The sequence below is a fragment of the Acetobacter pasteurianus genome (assembly GCF_009914215.2).
Taxonomy (GTDB): Bacteria; Pseudomonadota; Alphaproteobacteria; order Acetobacterales; family Acetobacteraceae; genus Acetobacter; species Acetobacter pasteurianus.
Genome location: NZ_CP039846.2, coordinates 2,603,316 through 2,620,445, shown reverse-complemented (window position 1 = coordinate 2,620,445; position 17,130 = coordinate 2,603,316). Strand labels below are relative to the sequence as shown.

The window sequence follows — 17,130 nt, the reverse complement described above, 5'->3', positions numbered from 1 at the left end:
TATCAGAGTTCAATATCTACTTCACGAATGCCAGCGCGCTGTGCGGCATCCGGGTGACCTTGGTGGAATGGCTCGTCTGCAAGCAGCTTCACATCGCTTAACTCAGATACAGCAATGCAATCCCACTGCCCCTGCGCTGGCACACGCTTTTCATGTGCATCCACACCACGATACATCAGCACCTTTTCTACGCCATCTCCTTTGCCCAGAGCGTGCGGAGAGCCAACCTGCGGTTTATCATGAAGCGTAAAAGCTACGGCTTTTTTCTGTTCAATAGCAGTACGTAAAATGCTGTAAGCTGACATGGTTTGTTTCCTCTTTGCAGGGATAACCGTCCAACCCGCATGCGGCTTAGATAACGCTGGAAGCTGACAAAAGCTTCATGCAGGTCTTCTACGGGGTTACGCCCCTTCCCCCACAAAAGCGAGAGGGTTGAGATAGGAGCAGCTATACCTGCCCCCACAACAGAACAGCCCTGCTGATCTTTGGCATGTGCCTTTCTTCAGCCCTTTGTGTGCGCGTGGTATTTGTGCGCCACTTACTCTTTCTTGACAAAAGGCAAATAATCTTCCTTTAACAAGAGCACAATTTGGAGAGGATTTTTGTCTAGATCAGCCACCACGCACGCAAAAATGCGCCTGTTTGCCAGCCGATGGCTGGTGGCCATTTGTGTGATGGTGGGGCTTGTTGGGCAGCTTTTCCTCCAAAGCCATGCGCAGCTTGGGGAAATGCCCCGCGCCACGCTTGAACGCCTTACCGGCCTTCATATTGGCCCAGCGCTTAAAAGCCCTGCATGTCCTGATATGGATGATGCCATGGTGATGTCTGCGGATGATGAAGGGCATGACCCGGCTCATCATTCGCATGATGACAACAACGGGTTCTGCCCTCTCTGCCCGCTGCTGCAACTGCCTGATATCGCCTTTATCGGAATTTTTGTTGCCCTAAGCATTATGCTGCTGGCCAAGCGGCAGATCTATCATGACCGCGCCCCACGGGCCCCGCCTGCTGGCGTTTTTACGGGTCTTCCCCATACACGTGGGCCGCCTTCTTCCCTGTCATGTCTTTACTGACAGGAACACGTTTTTGCGGCTGCTATCTGTAATATAATAGCATCTGTAATTCCCGCCTTATGCGGGAACCAGCCATAAGGGCTGGATACATTAACCTGCCCTGTCAGCCTTTATGTGTGACGCTGTCAGGACAGATAGGTATGTCTCGTATTTTTCGAACACTCCCATGTTTTGGGGTTATGATAGGCGGTCTTACGCTTATCTGTGGGCCAGCTTCGGCTGCTTCGTCCCCCACCTACTGCACGCCAACCTCTGCCAGTGCGCCTAAAAAATGTAGCGTCTCTGGGCCTTCTTGCGCGTGTTCCTCTTCGGCAAATCACGCATCTGCTCAAACAACCCATCAGAATATTACGGTATATGGATCAGGCTCCCGACATTCCTACACTGTGCCAACAATAGAAGCGTGGGGGAAAACGCCGGTTGCACTGAAGGATATTCCCCAGTCTGTATCTGTCATTACGCAGCAGCGTATGGAAGATTCCAACATGCTGACAATGACCGACGCCATGCGCCAGATTAATGGCATTCGCGTTATGCCGGCCTCTACGGCCAATTCAAATTTCTACTCACGAGGGTATCAGCTCACAACTTCTGTGGATGGCACGCCAAACGCTTCCGGAACGCTGAATAACGCCAGTTTTGATCTTTCCATGTATGATCGTATTGAGGTGCTGCGTGGGTCTTCGGGCCTGTTGCAGGGTGCTGGTGGAGCGGGTGGCGTTGTAAATGAAGTCACCAAAAAACCGGGGCAGGATTTTGCGCTAAGCGGTGCCGCCAGTGTGGGAAGTTTTAACAATTACCGTGCTGATGTGGATATGACGGTAGCACTGAACAAATCCAAAACCCTTCGCTTCCGCACGGCTGATCTGTTTGAAGATAATGATTACTTTTACAAATACGCCCATACCCGCAAATGGCAGGCCTATGGGGTGCTGGAGTGGGATATAACCCCGCGCACCACCTTTATGGTTTCCCACGCAGCGCAACAGCAGGATAATCAGGCCCCCTATTACGGATTGCCGCTTACAACGGCCAATACGCTGTGGTCTGGCAGCCGCTCGGCAAACCCTAGCCAGAGCTGGGGATATTCCAATTACATGACCCAACAGACCATAGCTTCACTTAACCAGAAACTCTGGGGGGATTGGTCTGCAACTGCGCGCGGCACATTTTACGATCAAAGCTACAACACACTTTATAACGAGTCCTGGAACCAGATAGACCCCAGCACAGGCACCTTGCAGTATCGGGACCAAGGCATTGCCGCTTTTAAGGGCACGAATTCATCACGCTCTGCGGATATTTATGCCCAAGGCAGTTTTCATTTTTTAAACCGCACACATCATGCGCTTTTTGGGTTCAACTATAATTCGTACGAACAGGTTACGCAGTATGCCAACAATAATTGTAACGCCATCTATAATGATGTGAGCATAAACAATACGGATGTTGTTAAAAAACCCGCAGCAAGCTGTTTTAACTATGCCACAAACGCTAATGGCTGGGGTACGGATGACTATGCCTATCAATGGGGCTTTTATGGCCAGCTGCGGTTTGAACTCACCAAAAAGCTCTCCCTTATTCTGGGCGGCCGTGCCTCACGCTATTACGAGAAACTGCGCGATATTGCCCCCGCACCAGCCACACAATGGCAGACAACATCCAACATACATGGGGAGCTTACGCCTTATCTGGGATCTGTTTACCAGATTACACCGCATATCTCCTGGTATGCCAGTTACTCCAGTATTTTCACCCCTTCTGTGGGCAAGGAAACGTATCACGGTGGCGGGCTAACGCCCCAGCGTGGCAACCAGATTGAAACAGGATTTAAGGCGGAATATTTTCATGGTCGGTTAAATGTTTCTTCCGCCCTGTTCCGGATGGAGAGCGTGAACCAGCCGGTGCAGGACCCGCTGCATGCACAGTTTTACGTCACCACCGGGCCTATTCGCCGCCAAGGGTGGGAAATGCAGATAGATGGGCAAATTCTGCCTAATCTGGATGTTTCCATTGGCTACACGTATCTGGACACCAAAGTTTCCAATTCCCGTGTCAGCGATTTTGGCGGCGTTTACTCCCCGCACCACATGTTCAAATCCTGGGTGCATTACACTGTGCCTGATGGACGGCTGAAAGACCTAAACATAGGGGTTGGGATAGATGCCAACAGCAATCTGCGCGGGAGTTATGCCACCACCGTGCAAGGTGGGTATATGACGATGGACGGTATGATTGGTTACAAGATCAACCGTAACCTGCGCCTGCAACTGAATGCTTATAACCTGACCAACCGCCATTATTACGAACGCGCCAGTGGTATATGGCAGTTCAACTTTCCCGCGGCTCCTCGCAATTTCATGGCAACGCTTCGTGCTACGTACTGATAAACCCTCTTCTTCCCATTCCCTTTCAGACTGGAAAATCCTGTTTCCTTTTTGGGTATCTGCAGAAAAGTGGAAAGCCTTGGGCCTGCTGGGGCTTATTATCGGGCTTTCACTGCTGTATGTGCGCACCGCCGTATGGTTTGGCATTTGGGACCAAAAGTTTTTTGATGCCTTTTTTGCGTTCCATGTTGGCCAGGCGCTAGGCATGCTGCCGGTTTATATTGCAGCTTGCGCCTTTTCAGCCGGTATTTATGTGCTGCAAACCTATTTGACTCAGATCCTTTCCATGCGTTGGCGCTTATGGAACACAAAAGTCTATCTGCAACATTACCTGCAAAACACAACCTATTACCGTTTGGAGCATGATGCCGCGCAGGCAGATAACCCAGACCAGCGTATTGCAGATGACCTTGCACAAATGACAACCCTTGTTCTCAAACTAGGGTTGGATGCTATTCAAGCAGTAATGACGTTGCTGTCCTTCTCTATTGTTTTATGGGAAATCGGCGGGGCGTTATCGGTGCCACTTTGGGGGCATATCTATCATATTCCCGGCTATCTGTTTTTTGGAACAGTTATTGTTTCTGTATCGGTTTCCTTTGTTATAGAAAAAGCAGGTGGGCCCTTAATAAACGCTGATTATCAGCAACAACATTATGATGCAGATTTACGTGCAAGCCTGCTTGATTTGCGGCGTAATTCTGAACAGGTTGCTTTTTATAAAGGAGAAGATGCCGAGCATCTGCGCTTTTCCACCCATCTTGCTCATATTGCCAGAAATTGGCGTAAGGTTGTGCATTACACGTGGCGCGCCAACTTTGTAGGCACCTTTTATAACCAAACAGCTTCCATTATTTTATGGGTTTTATTGGTGCCCAAAATTATGGTGCATGCGCTTACGTTTGGCGCTTATGCGCGTATCAATGCTGCCTTCATGCAGGTTCGAAGAAGTTTGCAATGGTTTATTGATAATTACACAGATCTGGCAGGCCTGCGTTCCACATTGCAACGTCTGGCTGAATTTGAACGCATCATACAGCAAAAGCCGATACAAGGTATTGTTTGTAAACCGACAAACCAAAATACAGTTTCAATCCATAATCTGGTTCTTAATCTGCCTTCCGGGCAGACATTGCTGGACTTTGGCAGCCTGACATTTCAAGCCGGTGAGCGGTGGGCCATTTACGGTGCATCCGGCAGTGGAAAGAGCACATTTTTACGTAGTTTAGCTGGGTTATGGCCTTATGGCAGTGGAGAAGTGTGCCTTAACAGCGCAAAAGCCATGTTTGTTCCGCAGCAAAGCTACGTGCCATCGGGGTCTTTACGGCAAGCCCTTTCCTACCCGTTATCACTAGAACAGCATAACCAGCATGCGTATGAAGCCGCCCTTCATGCCGCAAATCTGGATGGTTACGTGTCTCGTCTGGATGAAGAGCAAGTATGGAGGAATATCCTGTCTGGTGGGGAGCAGCAGCGTCTAGCCTTGGCACGGGTTTTTCTATTTCAACCTTCCATCCTGTTTCTGGATGAAGCCACCTCTGCACTGGATGAAACCAATGAGCGTTGCTTGTATGATGCGCTGCTAACACTCTTGCCCAATTGCACAATTATCAGCGTGACACACCGCAAAGCGCTGCAAGATTATCATCAGAAACAAATTGTTTTACAAAATGGGCAAGCTTTCTTTTAATCCTTAGCAAAATAGAGGAGAAACCGCTTATGCCTGTTCGCATCGGCGTTGCTGGCTGGTCGGTTCCTACCCAACTTGCCGCAGAGTTTCCTTCAACCGGTACGCATCTTGAGCGCTACGGGACGCGTTTTTCTGCCGTGGAAATTAACAGCAGTTTTTATCGCCCTCATCAGCACAAAACTTACGTGCGCTGGGCAGCAAGCGTACCGCCGGATTTCCGTTTTTCCGTCAAACTTCCCAAGATAATTACGCATGAGCAGCGCTTTATAGGGTGTCAGGATCTTGTTGCGCGCTTTGCTGCGGAAACCAGCGGTTTGGGTGATAAGCGCGGCCCTATTTTGGTGCAATTACCTCCAAGCTTTGCTTATCCCGGAGACATTGCAGAACAGTTTTTGCATGATCTGAAGGTTGCCATCAACGGTCCGGTTGTGCTGGAGCCTAGGCATGTGAGCTGGTTTCAACCTGAAGTTGATCTGATGCTGAAAAGACAGCATGTCTCACGGGTTGCGGCGGATCCGGCTAGATTTACTTCTGCCTTACAGCCCGGAGGCTGGGGTGGTCTTGCCTATTTTCGGCTACATGGCTCTCCGCGCATTTATGAATCGCCGTATAGTGCAGAGGCTGTACAGGCACATGCAAACAGCGTTGCTGCATTAAGCGCATGTGGGACGGGTGTTTGGACAATCTATGATAACACTACCTTTGGTGCTGCCACACAGAACGCACTTGAACTGATAGCGGCATTGCAGGCGTTAAAGCATTCACCCAGCACGATTACGGATTAACGCGCCTTTGGAGCAAGCTGATGTGTAACCTCTATTCCATGACATCCAACCCACAGGCCATTCGTAAGGCTGCAAAGGTGGTGGTTGATAACACAGGCAATCTGCAGCCGTTGCCAGATATCTACCCCAACACCATGGCGCCCATTGTGCGTAATACTGTGCAAGGCCGGGAATTGATGATGGCGCGCTGGGGCATGCCAACTCCTCCCAACTATCTTAAGGGGCACAAGGTAGACCGGGGTGTTACAAATATCCGCCACCCATCCTCCATGTGGTGGAAGCGTTGGGAGCATGTGGGGCATCGCTGCCTTGTGCCGCTAACGGCTTTTTCAGAACCCACGCGCCTGCCGGATGGCAAGTCACAACCCGTATGGTTTGCCCGTAGTGATGGTGAACCTCTGGCATTTTTTGCCGGTATCTGGTGCCAGTGGACATCTGTGCGCAAACTGGCAGATGGAGAAACAACGGATAACCTCTTTGGGTTTCTGACCACAGAAGCCAACCGAGAAGTTGGAGCCATTCACCCAAAAGCCATGCCAGTTATTCTCACGCAGCCGGAAGAGCTGGATATATGGATGAATGCGCCAGCGGAAGAAGCTCTTCAGCTACAAAGGCCCCTACCAGATGGTATGTTGAAAGTGATTGCTCCAGCTAACGCCCCGGAGTAATCCCGCCTAAAATGCAGATATCTGGTGCAGGAGAGCATCAGAGGCATGGACAGCATGGCAAGTGGACACTATTTTCCGCCGGCCATGACTATTTCAGCCCGCCCTATCCAGATCGGCATTGATTTCGGTACGACCAATAGCGTCATCGTGATCGCGCGCCCTGATCGTACCATCCAGACCATTTCTTTCCCCTTGCCGGACGGTGGTTCCTCCCAAACCTGCCCCACACTTCTTGCCTTGTGGCAGGAAATGGAAGGAGGCAGGCGGCTGCTCCAGCGGGCCGTGGGCGCTTATGCGGTTGAGGCGCATCTTGATGATCCGTCTGAAACGCGGCTTATCATGTCCATGAAGTCTTATCTGGCTCAAGCCAGCTTTCGTGAGACACAGGTTTTTAGCCAGCGCCTTTCGTTAGAAAATCTGATTGCCACTTTCCTGCGGGAATTGATGGCACTTACAGATATTACCCCAGCAGAATGCCACGTTACGGTTGGGCGGCCGGTTCATTTTGTAGGCGAAAACGCAGATAACGCTCTGGGGGAAGCACGGTTACGCGCGGCCTTTACGCAGGCAGGCTTTGCAAATGTGGCCGTTATGATGGAGCCAGAAGCTGCGGGCTGGCGCTTTATGCAGCGGCTGAACCAGCCCGCAACAGTGCTGGTTGGAGACTTTGGCGGTGGCACGAGTGACTTTTCGATCATGCGGTTTGACCCTGCCAGCAATCAAGGGGCACAATTACTTGGCCATACAGGTGTAGGGCTGGCTGGGGACCAGTTCGATTTCCGTATTATTGATAATGTTGTGGCCCCTTACCTTGGGCGTGATTGCACATTCCGCATTATGGGAGGGGAGCCCCTTCCGGTGCCTATTGAATGGTACCACTCTCTGGCACGTTGGCATCGTCTTTCTTTGATGCGCACCCCGCGTATTCTTAATGAGATTGCAGATGTTGCCCGAACGGCTTCTGAACCGGAAAAACTGAAAAGCCTGATCGAGCTTATTCGAGAGCAGCATGGGCAGGAGCTTTACAATGCGGTTTCTGCCACCAAGCGGGCTTTATCCTCTGCGGAAAGTGCTGAGCTTTCTTTCTCACAACCCGGTCTGGATATTAAAACAACCGTTTCACGCGCAGATTTTGACCGCTGGATTGCCCCAGATATTGCCAAACTTGGTGCCGGTATTGATCAGGCACTTAGCCAAGCCTCTCTTGCGCCAGAGCAGATTGACCGAGTGTTTCTAACAGGGGGCACATCTTTCGTGCCCGCCGTGCGGCAGCTCTTTACCTCTCGGTTTGGAGAAGATCGGGTTGAATTGGGTGGAGAATTTGTATCGGTTGCTGAGGGGTTAGCGTTGGCCTCCGTGTAGGTTTTGGGAAACCTACACTTTACCCACCAGAAACCACATAGAGGCGAATGTAATTCTCCATTAAACGTTGCTGCATGTTCAGGAGTTCAACCTCACCATCCAGGCTTGCAAGCTGGCTGAGCAGAAATTCTACTTTAGATTCATCACCACGGCGGTAGGAAGCCCCTACCCTTTTTGCGCTGGTTTTTGCATTTTCAGCCATCTGCACAGCATTTCCATACTGTGCGCGTGTCATATTGTAATTGGCAAGCGCATCTTCTGTTTCTTTCCAGGCATTCAGCACTGTTCGCTTATATTCCAGTCCGGCACTTTTAAGTTCGGATTTGCGTAATTCCACTTGCCGCGCAATTTTGCCGCCTTCAAAAATAGGCAATGTGAGCGTTGGGCCAAATTGGGTATTTCGTGCTCCCCACCCAAACTCGGTTAAGGTTAACGCATCTATCGACAGTTCTCCGGAAAATGTAATCCGTGGGTAAAAATCAGCCCTGGCAATACCAACCATGGCTGAAGCTGCATGCAATCTCTGTTCAGCTACACGAATATCTGGTCGGCTTTTCACCAATACAGATGGAATTTTTAAAGGTGCTGGTGTGATCTGAGTATAATCAATAGGTGAAAAACTTTGATCCATGACAGATAATGCATCTGGGCGATTATATACCAGCATGGAAAGCGCCCGACGCACGGCCTGTTGTGCGTTATCCAGTTCCTGATACTTCATAAAAACTTTCTGGAACTGGTTGCTTTGTTCGAGAAGCACTGTTTGTGAAATAAGCCCCTGTTGATACGAGACATTATTTATATTTTCTACTTCCTTTAAAATATCGGAAGCCTTTTTTTCCACCTCCACCATTTGGGTAAGATTGACCCACATAAAGTAGAGGCGGCAGATTTCTGCCTCAAATGAAAGGGATACTGCATCAATATCATCTTGAAAGGCCTGACGGTTGGCGTCTGCCACTTTGCGCATCAGCTTATAGCGGCCCCATAAATCCAGTTCCCACGAGGCAAACATGCCCGTGTTAAAATTGCTATACGAAACCCCTTTAGGTTCCAGGTAAGATCCACCCTGATCTAGCCCGAGCAGAGGCCGCAATACATCACCTATACCTGCAGTAGATGTATAATTTCTGCTGTATCCTGCTGTACCGTTAATTTCGGGCATATTTGCCGCATAGGCTATTTTTGTTTCGATACGAGATGCTTGCAGTTTTTCATAAGCAAGATTGATATCAATATTTTCCTGCAACCCAACACTTATTAGGTCATTCAACTTTGGCTGATTAAAATTCTGCCACCATTGCTTTTGTGTTTTACCATAAGATTGTTGAGCCGGTGCGTTTTCCCATGTTTGTGGTAACGCAACTGTAGGGAGTGATGTTTTGGGCTGCAAGGAACATGCACCCAACAACATTGCGGACAGCAAGAGTGCAATTCTGTTTTTCTGTGATGTAGAAAATATAAACATCATTGCACAGCCTTATCTTTTTTCTTTTCACTGAATATGACCAAGTAAAAAGCTGGCAGAGAAAGAAGTGTAAGAAATGTCGCAACACTCAACCCCCCAATCATAACAATGGCCATAGGTCCCCAAAAGATATTGAATGCTAAAGGAATGAAAGCAAAAACAGAGGCCAAGGCTGTAAGTATAACAGGCCGTGCACGCAATATAGTGGCATCAATAACAGATGCGTTAAGTGTTGAACCATTGTGTTTATTATATTCTATTTGATCGACCAATAATATGGTGTTGCGCATGATCATTCCAGCTAGAGCAATTAAGCCTAGCAAAGCAACAAAACCAAATGGCGCATTAAAAACAAGCAAGCCCAATACAGCCCCGATCAGACCTAAAAAGCTGGAGCACAAAACCAGCACGACACGGCTGAATTTTTGCAGTTGCAGCATTAAAATAAGCAACATAATGCCCACTGTTGGGGGCAATAGAGCAAATATGGCATCATTAGCTGTTTGAGAAAGTTCAGCGTCTCCCCCTACTTCTATTCTATAACCGTATGGAAGATGCTTTTGTATGTTATCTATTTCTGGCTTTATGTGCTCTACAATTTCCAGCGCTTCAACACCGGGCATAACATCAGATTGAACTGTTATGCATGGTTCGCCATTTCTTCTCCATATAACAGGAAAAACCTGCTTAATCTCCAAAGCGCCTAATTGGCCCAAGAATACATTGCCCATCTGCGTTTGTATTGGAAGCAGTGCCCATAATTGCGGGTTATGACGGAATTTGTCTTCTGCACGCACCACCAAACTACGGTGGGTATCTGCATTAAAAATGGTGCCGACCACTTCTCCAGAAAGAAAAGCCTGCATTTGTTGTGCAATAGCAATACGATTACTGCCAAAATGAACAACCTTTTCTGCATCCAGCTTGAATGATTCAGAAAGCGTACGGTTGCCCCAATCAATCTGCACATCAGATGTGCCATGTGTATTTTTAAGAATATCTCTTATTTCATGAGAAGTATTTATAATTTCATCTACATTTGGCCCAATAATGCGATATTGCACAGGAAAATCAGCCGTTGGCCCCAAAGAAAGCCTTTGTACATGAAGGCTTGCGGGAATGTCATTGGCAAATTCTTTAATCGTCTTGAAAAGTTCTTCCCGAGCAGTCAGGTCCTTGGCAACTAAAAGTAATGTTGCATGCGATGCACTGGGGCTTGCTGGTATATAAGGCAGGTAAAATCTGGGCGCACCGTCCCCTATATGTGTTTCAATATGGACTACAGAGGGTAAGGGTAAAATTCTGCTTTCAATATTACTTACAACTTTATTGGTTTTACTGAGTGAACTGCCTGCAGGCAATGCAACATCAACAATCAATTCCGGACGATCTGATACGGGGAAAAACTGTTGATTCACCAAATTTGTACCCAGAATTGCCATAATAAGAAGAGCAATAGTTATGGCACAAACGGTTTTTCTTTTAACAACAACCCATTTCAGAACTTTACGTAAGGCAAGAATGCTTTTTGTTTCTAAAGATGGTGTATTTTCTAGGGCCTGTTAGATCTTGAATTTCTTCCCATATTGTAGGGATGGAAGAAGGAGACAGAACAGGCACCTTTACGGACGAGACATGGGCGATCTGGGAACCTCTGATTGAGGAGGTTCGCCCGAGGGGCAAGACGCCGCCACATGATCTGCGGCGGACGATAGCAGCGATTTTCTGGCGTCATGAGAATGGCGCGAAATGGCGGAGTATCCCCGCTGAACTGGGTCCGTGGTGGCGGGCTGCGCAGCTTTTCATCCGCTGGGCGAAGCTCGGCGTATGGGAGCGGCTGCTCGCACTGGTTCAGGAACAACAGGGAGTGGCATTCGGAATGACTTTTCTGGATGGCACAAACATCAGGGCTCACCACAAAGCGGCGGGAGCCCAAAAAAAGGGGCCTCTTTCGAAGAGCGAGACCATCGTGAAGCACTTGGCCGCTCTCGCGGTGGCTATGGCACAAAAGTCTGCGTGATCGCTGATGGACATGGAAAAGCCTTCGGTTTTGCGCTGGCCCCTGGACAGGCTCATGAACTGCCTCTGGCACCAGCCATGCTCGACAGCCTTCCCGCCACTCCCCTGTGGGTAGTAGCGGACAAGGGCTACGCGTCGAACGCCATGCGTGAACGGATATGGGACATGGGAGCACGGCCAGCCATTCCTGCGAAACGACGCGATGGCCCGGTCGCCTGCCCCAAATGGGCCTATCGGTGTCGGCATCTCGTTGAGAACCTCTGGGCTCGCCTCAAGGAGTGGCGCGCTGTCGCAACCAGATATGAAAAAACAGCAACGTCGTTCCTCGCGGTCATCCACATCGCTGCCGCAGCAGACTGGATCAAGCTCTAACAGGCCCTAATGCATGTTTTGGTTGAGGTAAAAACCATACGCCAAGCAAAGGTATAAACAGCACAGCCACAACCCAGCTGCAAAGTAATGCGGCAGCACTTACCCAGAAAATTTCACCGGCATACTCACCTGTTGTAGACTTTGCTATTCCAACAGGTAAAAAACTTATAATTGTTATTAAAGTGCCCGTAAGCATAGGAAATGCAGTATGTGACCATGCGTAGGAGGCAGCATCCTCCCTGCTCGCTCCGTTGGATAACTGCACAATCATGGCTTCTATACTAATAATTGCATCATCAACAAGGAGCCCAAGAGACAGTATTAAGGCACCAAGAGAAATACGCTCTAACCCGATACCTGATATTTTCATGTATAATGCGACAAAAGATAAGGTAAGTGGCACGGAAAAGGCCACCACCATTCCGCTTTTAAACCCGAGCGTTCCAAATGCCACAATCAATACAACCAGAAGTGCAAAAAAGAACTTCAAAAGGAATGTATTTACAGCTTCCTTGATAACCTTACTTTGATCTTCAACCTGAACAAATTTCAGACCGGCTGGGAGCTCACTATTTATTTTATCTAGTTCTGTGTTGAGTTTTTTACCCAAGGCAAGGCCATCACCATCTTTTGCCATTGATACAGCTATAATTAATGCTGATTGACCATGATACCGCACAATGCTGGATGGCGGATCAACATAGCCACGACTAACAGTCGCAATGTCTTTGACACGCAAATTGCCAGATTTTGAAGGTAATGTGGTCTGTTCTATGGATTCCTGATTGTAAACACCACCAGAAACATCAACCGGCACATCAATACCAAAATCCTGCATGCCGCCTGATGCAATAAGGCTGTGTTGCTGTATGGCTTCAGAAAACTGTGCCAGCCCTATACCTGCACTTTTTAGCCGAACAGGGTCTATGTCTATATTAAAGGTTGCTGGTATTTCACCAATAATTTGCACTTTTCCAACATCAGGAATTCTCTGAAAACCAATTTTTATTTTCTTGGCTATAGGAGAAAGACTGGATACTTCTGGGCCAGTCAGTGCAAATGTATAGCCATAAACATCTGCAAAATCATCATTTACAGATAAAGCGCCTCCTTCTGGTAAAGAGGGAGAAACATCAGCTACTTTATTGCGCACCTTCTGCCATATCTGCGAAACCTGCTCTTTAGGTGCGTTGTCATTTAATGAAACCTGCGTGACACAAAAGGACTGGTTACAGTAAGTGGAAAGAGTATCTAAATATTCTATACCACGTAGTTCCTGCTCAAGCGGATCTATTATTTGTGCCTGCAAGGCATCTGGGCTTGCACCAGCCCATTGGGCCGAAATTGTCATGCTTTTTAATGTGAAGTTAGGATCTTCAGCACGCCCTAGATTGGCAAATTGCCATCCCCCGGCAATGAGGGAGATGACCATCAAGAAGCCGATAAGTTGCGGATGTTCCACAGCCCAACGAGAGGGATTAAATTTTTTAGGCATCATGAATGATCATCCATTTGCACAATTTTCACGATGTCTTCATGCCGAAGAACATCTGGACCAGTGGAGACAACAAGTTGTTCAGGTAAAAGCCCGACAACAATAGCATCTTGACCACTTAAATTTACAATAGCGATATGTTGTTCTTTAATATGTTGTCTGTCTTCATCAATTACCCACACACAAGGCATATTTTGTTTGTAAAACAGTGCAGTAAGAGGGATGCGAACAAGGTTTTTTGCTTGATCTGGTAATAACTTAACAAAAACAGAAGAATTAAATGGTATTGGCAACGGCGTTTCTAATGAAACCCGTGCATGCCTTACTTTTGTATCAGGATCAAAATATGGGCTGATACGCACAACCTTTCCATGCGCAACAGAGGTGTGGGTATCTTCCATGAACTTAATTTCAACTTTTTCGCCAATGTTCACAGACTTTGAATCGTATAATTCCACGTCAATTTCAGGATTGCCTGCTGCCATTACAGCAATCTCACTCCCCACCCCTGCTAATGTACCAGCCTGAGTAGAAATTTTGAGGATTGTTCCATCTTCTGGAGCCCGGATCATACTTTGCTGTTCTTGGCTTTCGGCCAGTTTTTCAGCTTCTTTTGCAACTTTTTCCTTTGCGCGAGCCACAGAAAGAGCTGATTGTCTGTCTTTTATTGCACTGGTTGATAACGCGCCAATGGCATCCAAACCGTTACTACGTTTTACAAGATCAGAAAGTTGAAGCGTGTTGGCGCGTGCTGCTTCAAACTCATTCTGAGCTTGAGCTAAAAGCAGTTTTGAGTCTGTATTGTTCAGAATAGCTAAAATATCATTTTTATGTATGATTTCACCTTCATGTACAGGAATAGTTTTAATTTTTCCTTCCCGCAATGAAGACACAGATATAATACGCTGAGCAGTATAGAAACCCACATATTGAGGCGAATTGTCATCTGCCTGCACAACTTGAACAGCCTCGATAGGTTTCTGTTGTAAAACTACAGCCTCCGGGTGTTTAGCCTTGCAGCCATTTATAAATAGAAAAGAGACGACCAAGAGAGATTTATAAAGCGCATTTGTTTTTTTGATCTGGTAATACATAATACTTACAACTATGCACTTGCTCTACTTTGAGCATTTCAGGGATTTTACGTATTGTGGATATTGGTGCCGTTTGACAGCAAGACACCAAAAAATATCAGCACAATACCTAGTATTTGCGAATAATCTAAACTTTGATTAAAATAAAACCGGCTAATAAGGCATGAAAAAACAATCCCTAACCCAGAAGATACACTATAAACCACACTCATCGGTGTAATTTTTAAGGCAAGGGACAGAAAGAGGAAAGAAAGCACATATCCAATACTCATCACACAAATTGGTAGAGGTTTTGTAAAATTTTGTGTTTCCTTGAGCGCTGCCGTGCCTACTACTTCGGAAATCACTGTAAAGAAGATGTATAAAAAGCCCTTCATTTGTCTGTCTGTTTGGAATATGTAATTTTTTCAATAATATTGTGAATATCTTCGTAATGAATGTTATCCACTCTATCAGCACCCAATATTTCCCATAATGATAATCCATCTGCTGCCAGGCAGCATAAAATCATTAAAGGTGAGCTTTCTTCAAAAAGCCCTGTAGATTTTATGGTTTGCCAATAAATACGTGTCCATTCCTCAGACAGCGCACTATCTGAAAGCATAATAGACAATAGCTGGCGAAGAATAATATAGCTTTTGTCTTGCGGGTTAGAAGGATTACCCAAACCAATATAGGCACGCGCAGCACGCCCTGTTTCAACAGGGTCTTTTTCCATTGCGGCTAGTATTTCATCCCGGAAGAGATTGAGTTCCCGATGGAACAATCCATCAAGAAGCTTCTCCTTGGAAGGAAAATGATGGAGCAAGCCGCCTTTGCTAACCCCAGCTTTTTTGGCAACCAGATTCAATGTGAGCTTTTGAGCGCTTTCATGAATCAGTATTTCGGCCGCAGCATCCAAAAGATTGCTTTTTACAGATTCCGGATTGTTTGTGCGTGTTTTATGGCTTGTCATGCGTAAAACATACCGTCCGGACGGTTTTATGTAAACTCAAAATTTATGCATTTTGAAAAAGGGTGAAAATTCAGGGTTTTCGGCGTCTAAATCTACCGATTATCCAATAATTTATGCTTCCTGATGAAAGGCACATATAAGCGTTGCACCTCTCATCAGAACATAAGCTTGGGCTAAGATTTCTTTTTTGGAATTACATTTTCTTTTGGCGTTGAAACAGAAATTCGGCCTGCTTTAATGGCTGCGCAAAAGGTTTTCCAATCGGCTTTTGTTTGGTCAGCATAAGCAACAGAAAATCCAGCAATGGCATCTGCAAAGGCGCGCCCACCACCCAAATACCCCGCCAGAGTGGCAACATCACCAGAGCGTGCATGGGCACGTGCAAGTGTACGTCCACATAAAAGCGCATAATCGGGCAGACCAATCTGTGCAAATTCTGCCCCAATAGCCGCTAAGCGCTGGTCTTTTAGCCTACGCACGTAAAACTGGCGTTGCCCGACAGCAAGGCTTCCGGTTTCGCCATCTACTTCATCTGTGCCGCTACTATGCGTCCAACCTAAAAACGCATCGGATGCTGTTTGCATAATACGCTGCCCCACCACAACGCGCTCACCCTGATTATGGAACGGTGAAGGTTGAAGATGTGGAGCCAAGACAGAAGCCTGCGCTTCCTTAATCTGAAGCAGTAAAACTTCATTATCTGGTGTCGAAAACAGACCTATGGCGCAAAACGTGCCAACACTGCCCACCCCCACAACCTTGAAAATAACATCTTGCAACGTGTAGCGAGAAAGCAGAATGGCACGCTCAGGCGGTTGTGTGGCAATATATCGGGCAAAAGCTGCGCGTATTGCTGCATCCTGTTCTGGCAACCGCACTACCAGGGGTGGTTTTTCTGTCAGGCGCGGTGTGCCGCAATCTTCCGCCACAAGGCCAAAATGTTTACGTGCACTTTCCAGTCGTGCATCAAGCAGGCTCTGGACTTTTTTGCGCGCCTGCTTGTCCTGAAATCCTGCAATAGCGGCAGAAAGATCAATGCGTTCTGCCCAAATTTCCAATGGGCTCATGGGGGCCAAACGCACCATTTCCTGCACATAGGATTGCGCCATGCTACGCGCCAGAGTGCGTGCAGATGCTTCGGAAAGGCCAGACTCTCGCCCTGCCAGAACCAAAGAGGTACCTAAGCGTTTGATATCCCATTCAAATGGGGCTGAAAGTGTTTCATCAAAATCATTGATATCAAAAATGGCCGTTCCCTCTGCTGAGGCATAGCTACCAAAATTGGCGAGGTGGCAATCTCCACAGCTCTGCACTTTGGGACCTGCAGAAAGTGTTCCGGCCAAATCAGCCGCCATGACAGCCGCTGCCCCGCGTAAAAAAGCAAAGGGAGAAGCCGCCATGCGTGCATAACGCACAGGCAACAAGGCGCTAATCCGCTGCTCTCCTTGTGTAACAAGGATAGATACTGGGTCCATCCTCTTTTTGGGAGGGTGCCATTCTGCCTGCTGGGTACGCGGAGCAATCTTACGCAGTTTTACACCCTGGGCATGGCGAAGGGCGCGAGGGATGAGGCTGGCAACCAGTGCCGAATGAGCAGATGTCATAAGGTATTTGTAGGCATAGCTGGCAGATTGCGCCAACAATCCAAACGCAACGCACTACAGGTATGCGCTATGCTTACATCTCTGGCCATATTTAAGTCCTGTGTCTTTATTTAGGAACACACCTCCCCTGTCCGCCGCTCTCTCACGCGCGCAGCATG

Annotated in this window: 15 protein-coding genes; 7 read left to right on the top strand and 8 right to left on the bottom strand. The window is 47.6% G+C overall.

Features of this window, described 5'->3' with window-relative positions; all coding sequences use genetic code 11:
* Window positions 1-2 precede the first annotated feature (2 nt).
* Window positions 3-305 carry a hypothetical protein gene (locus FCN51_RS25560; RefSeq protein WP_087636268.1) on the bottom strand — a complete coding sequence of 101 codons (303 nt, stop codon included), beginning with the start codon at window positions 303-305 and terminating at the stop codon, window positions 3-5.
* A 327-nt stretch (window positions 306-632) separates the two neighbouring features.
* On the opposite strand from FCN51_RS25560, the gene FCN51_RS25555 reads away from it, so the two are divergent.
* From FCN51_RS25555 to FCN51_RS25530, 6 genes are read left to right on the top strand one after another with little or no spacing between them, the layout of a single operon-like run.
* Window positions 633-1,073, top strand: a complete 441-nt coding sequence (locus tag FCN51_RS25555; RefSeq protein ID WP_124306074.1) for a DUF2946 family protein — start codon at window positions 633-635, stop codon at window positions 1,071-1,073.
* A gap of 59 nt (window positions 1,074-1,132) precedes the next feature.
* Entirely contained in the window at window positions 1,133-3,460 is a 2,328-nt protein-coding gene (locus tag FCN51_RS25550) for a TonB-dependent siderophore receptor (protein WP_310256827.1), read from the top strand.
* The gene (locus FCN51_RS25545; RefSeq protein WP_310256825.1) at window positions 3,390-5,150 is read left to right on the top strand and encodes an ABC transporter ATP-binding protein/permease; all 1,761 of its coding nucleotides are present in this window, start codon (window positions 3,390-3,392) and stop codon (window positions 5,148-5,150) included. The genes FCN51_RS25550 and FCN51_RS25545 overlap by 71 nt, the downstream gene beginning before the upstream one ends.
* 29 nt (window positions 5,151-5,179) lie before the next feature.
* The gene (locus FCN51_RS25540; protein WP_310256822.1) at window positions 5,180-5,935 is read left to right on the top strand and encodes a DUF72 domain-containing protein; all 756 of its coding nucleotides are present in this window, start codon (window positions 5,180-5,182) and stop codon (window positions 5,933-5,935) included.
* Between the two features lie 20 nt (window positions 5,936-5,955).
* Window positions 5,956-6,603, top strand: coding sequence for an SOS response-associated peptidase (locus FCN51_RS25535; protein WP_310256819.1), 648 nt, complete (start codon window positions 5,956-5,958; stop codon window positions 6,601-6,603).
* 45 nt (window positions 6,604-6,648) lie between these two features.
* A complete protein-coding gene (locus FCN51_RS25530; protein ID WP_310256816.1) occupies window positions 6,649-7,965 on the top strand; it encodes an Hsp70 family protein in 1,317 nt (438 codons plus the stop codon).
* A 19-nt stretch (window positions 7,966-7,984) separates the two neighbouring features.
* On the opposite strand, the gene FCN51_RS25525 is transcribed toward FCN51_RS25530, so the two are convergent.
* A complete protein-coding gene (locus FCN51_RS25525) occupies window positions 7,985-9,379 on the bottom strand; it encodes an efflux transporter outer membrane subunit (RefSeq protein WP_310258514.1) in 1,395 nt (464 codons plus the stop codon).
* 53 nt (window positions 9,380-9,432) lie between these two features.
* On the bottom strand, window positions 9,433-10,935 hold the full coding sequence (locus FCN51_RS25520; protein ID WP_310258511.1) for an efflux RND transporter permease subunit: 1,503 nt from the start codon (window positions 10,933-10,935) through the stop codon (window positions 9,433-9,435).
* A 92-nt stretch (window positions 10,936-11,027) separates the two neighbouring features.
* Here FCN51_RS25520 and FCN51_RS25515 point away from each other — a divergent pair.
* Window positions 11,028-11,824 (top strand): IS5 family transposase gene (locus FCN51_RS25515; RefSeq protein ID WP_197051022.1). Its coding sequence is split into 2 segments (ribosomal slippage): window positions 11,028-11,367 and window positions 11,367-11,824, totalling 798 coding nucleotides; the frame shifts between segments, so codons are not numbered across the junction.
* Here the strand turns inward: FCN51_RS25515 and FCN51_RS25510 are convergent.
* The 5 genes from FCN51_RS25510 to FCN51_RS25490 form a co-directional block, all read right to left on the bottom strand.
* Window positions 11,814-13,322, bottom strand: a complete 1,509-nt coding sequence (locus FCN51_RS25510; RefSeq protein WP_310256813.1) for an efflux RND transporter permease subunit — start codon at window positions 13,320-13,322, stop codon at window positions 11,814-11,816. The genes FCN51_RS25515 and FCN51_RS25510 overlap by 11 nt on opposite strands.
* Entirely contained in the window at window positions 13,319-14,413 is a 1,095-nt protein-coding gene (locus tag FCN51_RS25505; protein WP_310256810.1) for an efflux RND transporter periplasmic adaptor subunit, read from the bottom strand. The genes FCN51_RS25510 and FCN51_RS25505 overlap by 4 nt, the downstream gene beginning before the upstream one ends.
* Window positions 14,414-14,460: 47 nt before the next feature.
* Window positions 14,461-14,790, bottom strand: a complete 330-nt coding sequence (locus FCN51_RS25500; protein WP_003624509.1) for a DMT family transporter — start codon at window positions 14,788-14,790, stop codon at window positions 14,461-14,463.
* Window positions 14,787-15,368 (bottom strand): TetR/AcrR family transcriptional regulator, encoded by a 582-nt coding sequence (locus FCN51_RS25495; RefSeq protein WP_003624510.1) that lies wholly within the window; start codon window positions 15,366-15,368, stop codon window positions 14,787-14,789. The genes FCN51_RS25500 and FCN51_RS25495 overlap by 4 nt, the downstream gene beginning before the upstream one ends.
* Window positions 15,369-15,541: 173 nt before the next feature.
* Window positions 15,542-16,972: a DUF2252 domain-containing protein gene (locus tag FCN51_RS25490; protein WP_310256801.1), complete on the bottom strand. Its 1,431-nt coding sequence runs from the start codon at window positions 16,970-16,972 to the stop codon at window positions 15,542-15,544.
* Between the last annotated feature and the right edge of the window lie 158 nt (window positions 16,973-17,130).

Bases quoted from the DNA above. Each gene is read 5' to 3' on its own strand.
- FCN51_RS25560 (WP_087636268.1), bottom strand. From the start codon at position 305: ATGTCAGCTTACAGCATTTTACGTACTGCTATTGAACAGAAAAAAGCC.
- FCN51_RS25555 (WP_124306074.1), top strand. From the start codon at position 633: ATGCGCCTGTTTGCCAGCCGATGGCTGGTGGCCATTTGTGTGATGGTG.
- FCN51_RS25550 (WP_310256827.1), top strand. From the start codon at position 1,133: ATGCGGGAACCAGCCATAAGGGCTGGATACATTAACCTGCCCTGTCAG.
- FCN51_RS25540 (WP_310256822.1), top strand. From the start codon at position 5,180: ATGCCTGTTCGCATCGGCGTTGCTGGCTGGTCGGTTCCTACCCAACTT.
- FCN51_RS25535 (WP_310256819.1), top strand. From the start codon at position 5,956: ATGTGTAACCTCTATTCCATGACATCCAACCCACAGGCCATTCGTAAG.
- FCN51_RS25530 (WP_310256816.1), top strand. From the start codon at position 6,649: ATGGACAGCATGGCAAGTGGACACTATTTTCCGCCGGCCATGACTATT.
- FCN51_RS25525 (WP_310258514.1), bottom strand. From the start codon at position 9,379: ATGTTGTTGGGTGCATGTTCCTTGCAGCCCAAAACATCACTCCCTACA.
- FCN51_RS25510 (WP_310256813.1), bottom strand. From the start codon at position 13,322: ATGATGCCTAAAAAATTTAATCCCTCTCGTTGGGCTGTGGAACATCCG.
- FCN51_RS25505 (WP_310256810.1), bottom strand. From the start codon at position 14,413: ATGTATTACCAGATCAAAAAAACAAATGCGCTTTATAAATCTCTCTTG.
- FCN51_RS25500 (WP_003624509.1), bottom strand. From the start codon at position 14,790: ATGAAGGGCTTTTTATACATCTTCTTTACAGTGATTTCCGAAGTAGTA.
- FCN51_RS25495 (WP_003624510.1), bottom strand. From the start codon at position 15,368: ATGACAAGCCATAAAACACGCACAAACAATCCGGAATCTGTAAAAAGC.
- FCN51_RS25490 (WP_310256801.1), bottom strand. From the start codon at position 16,972: ATGACATCTGCTCATTCGGCACTGGTTGCCAGCCTCATCCCTCGCGCC.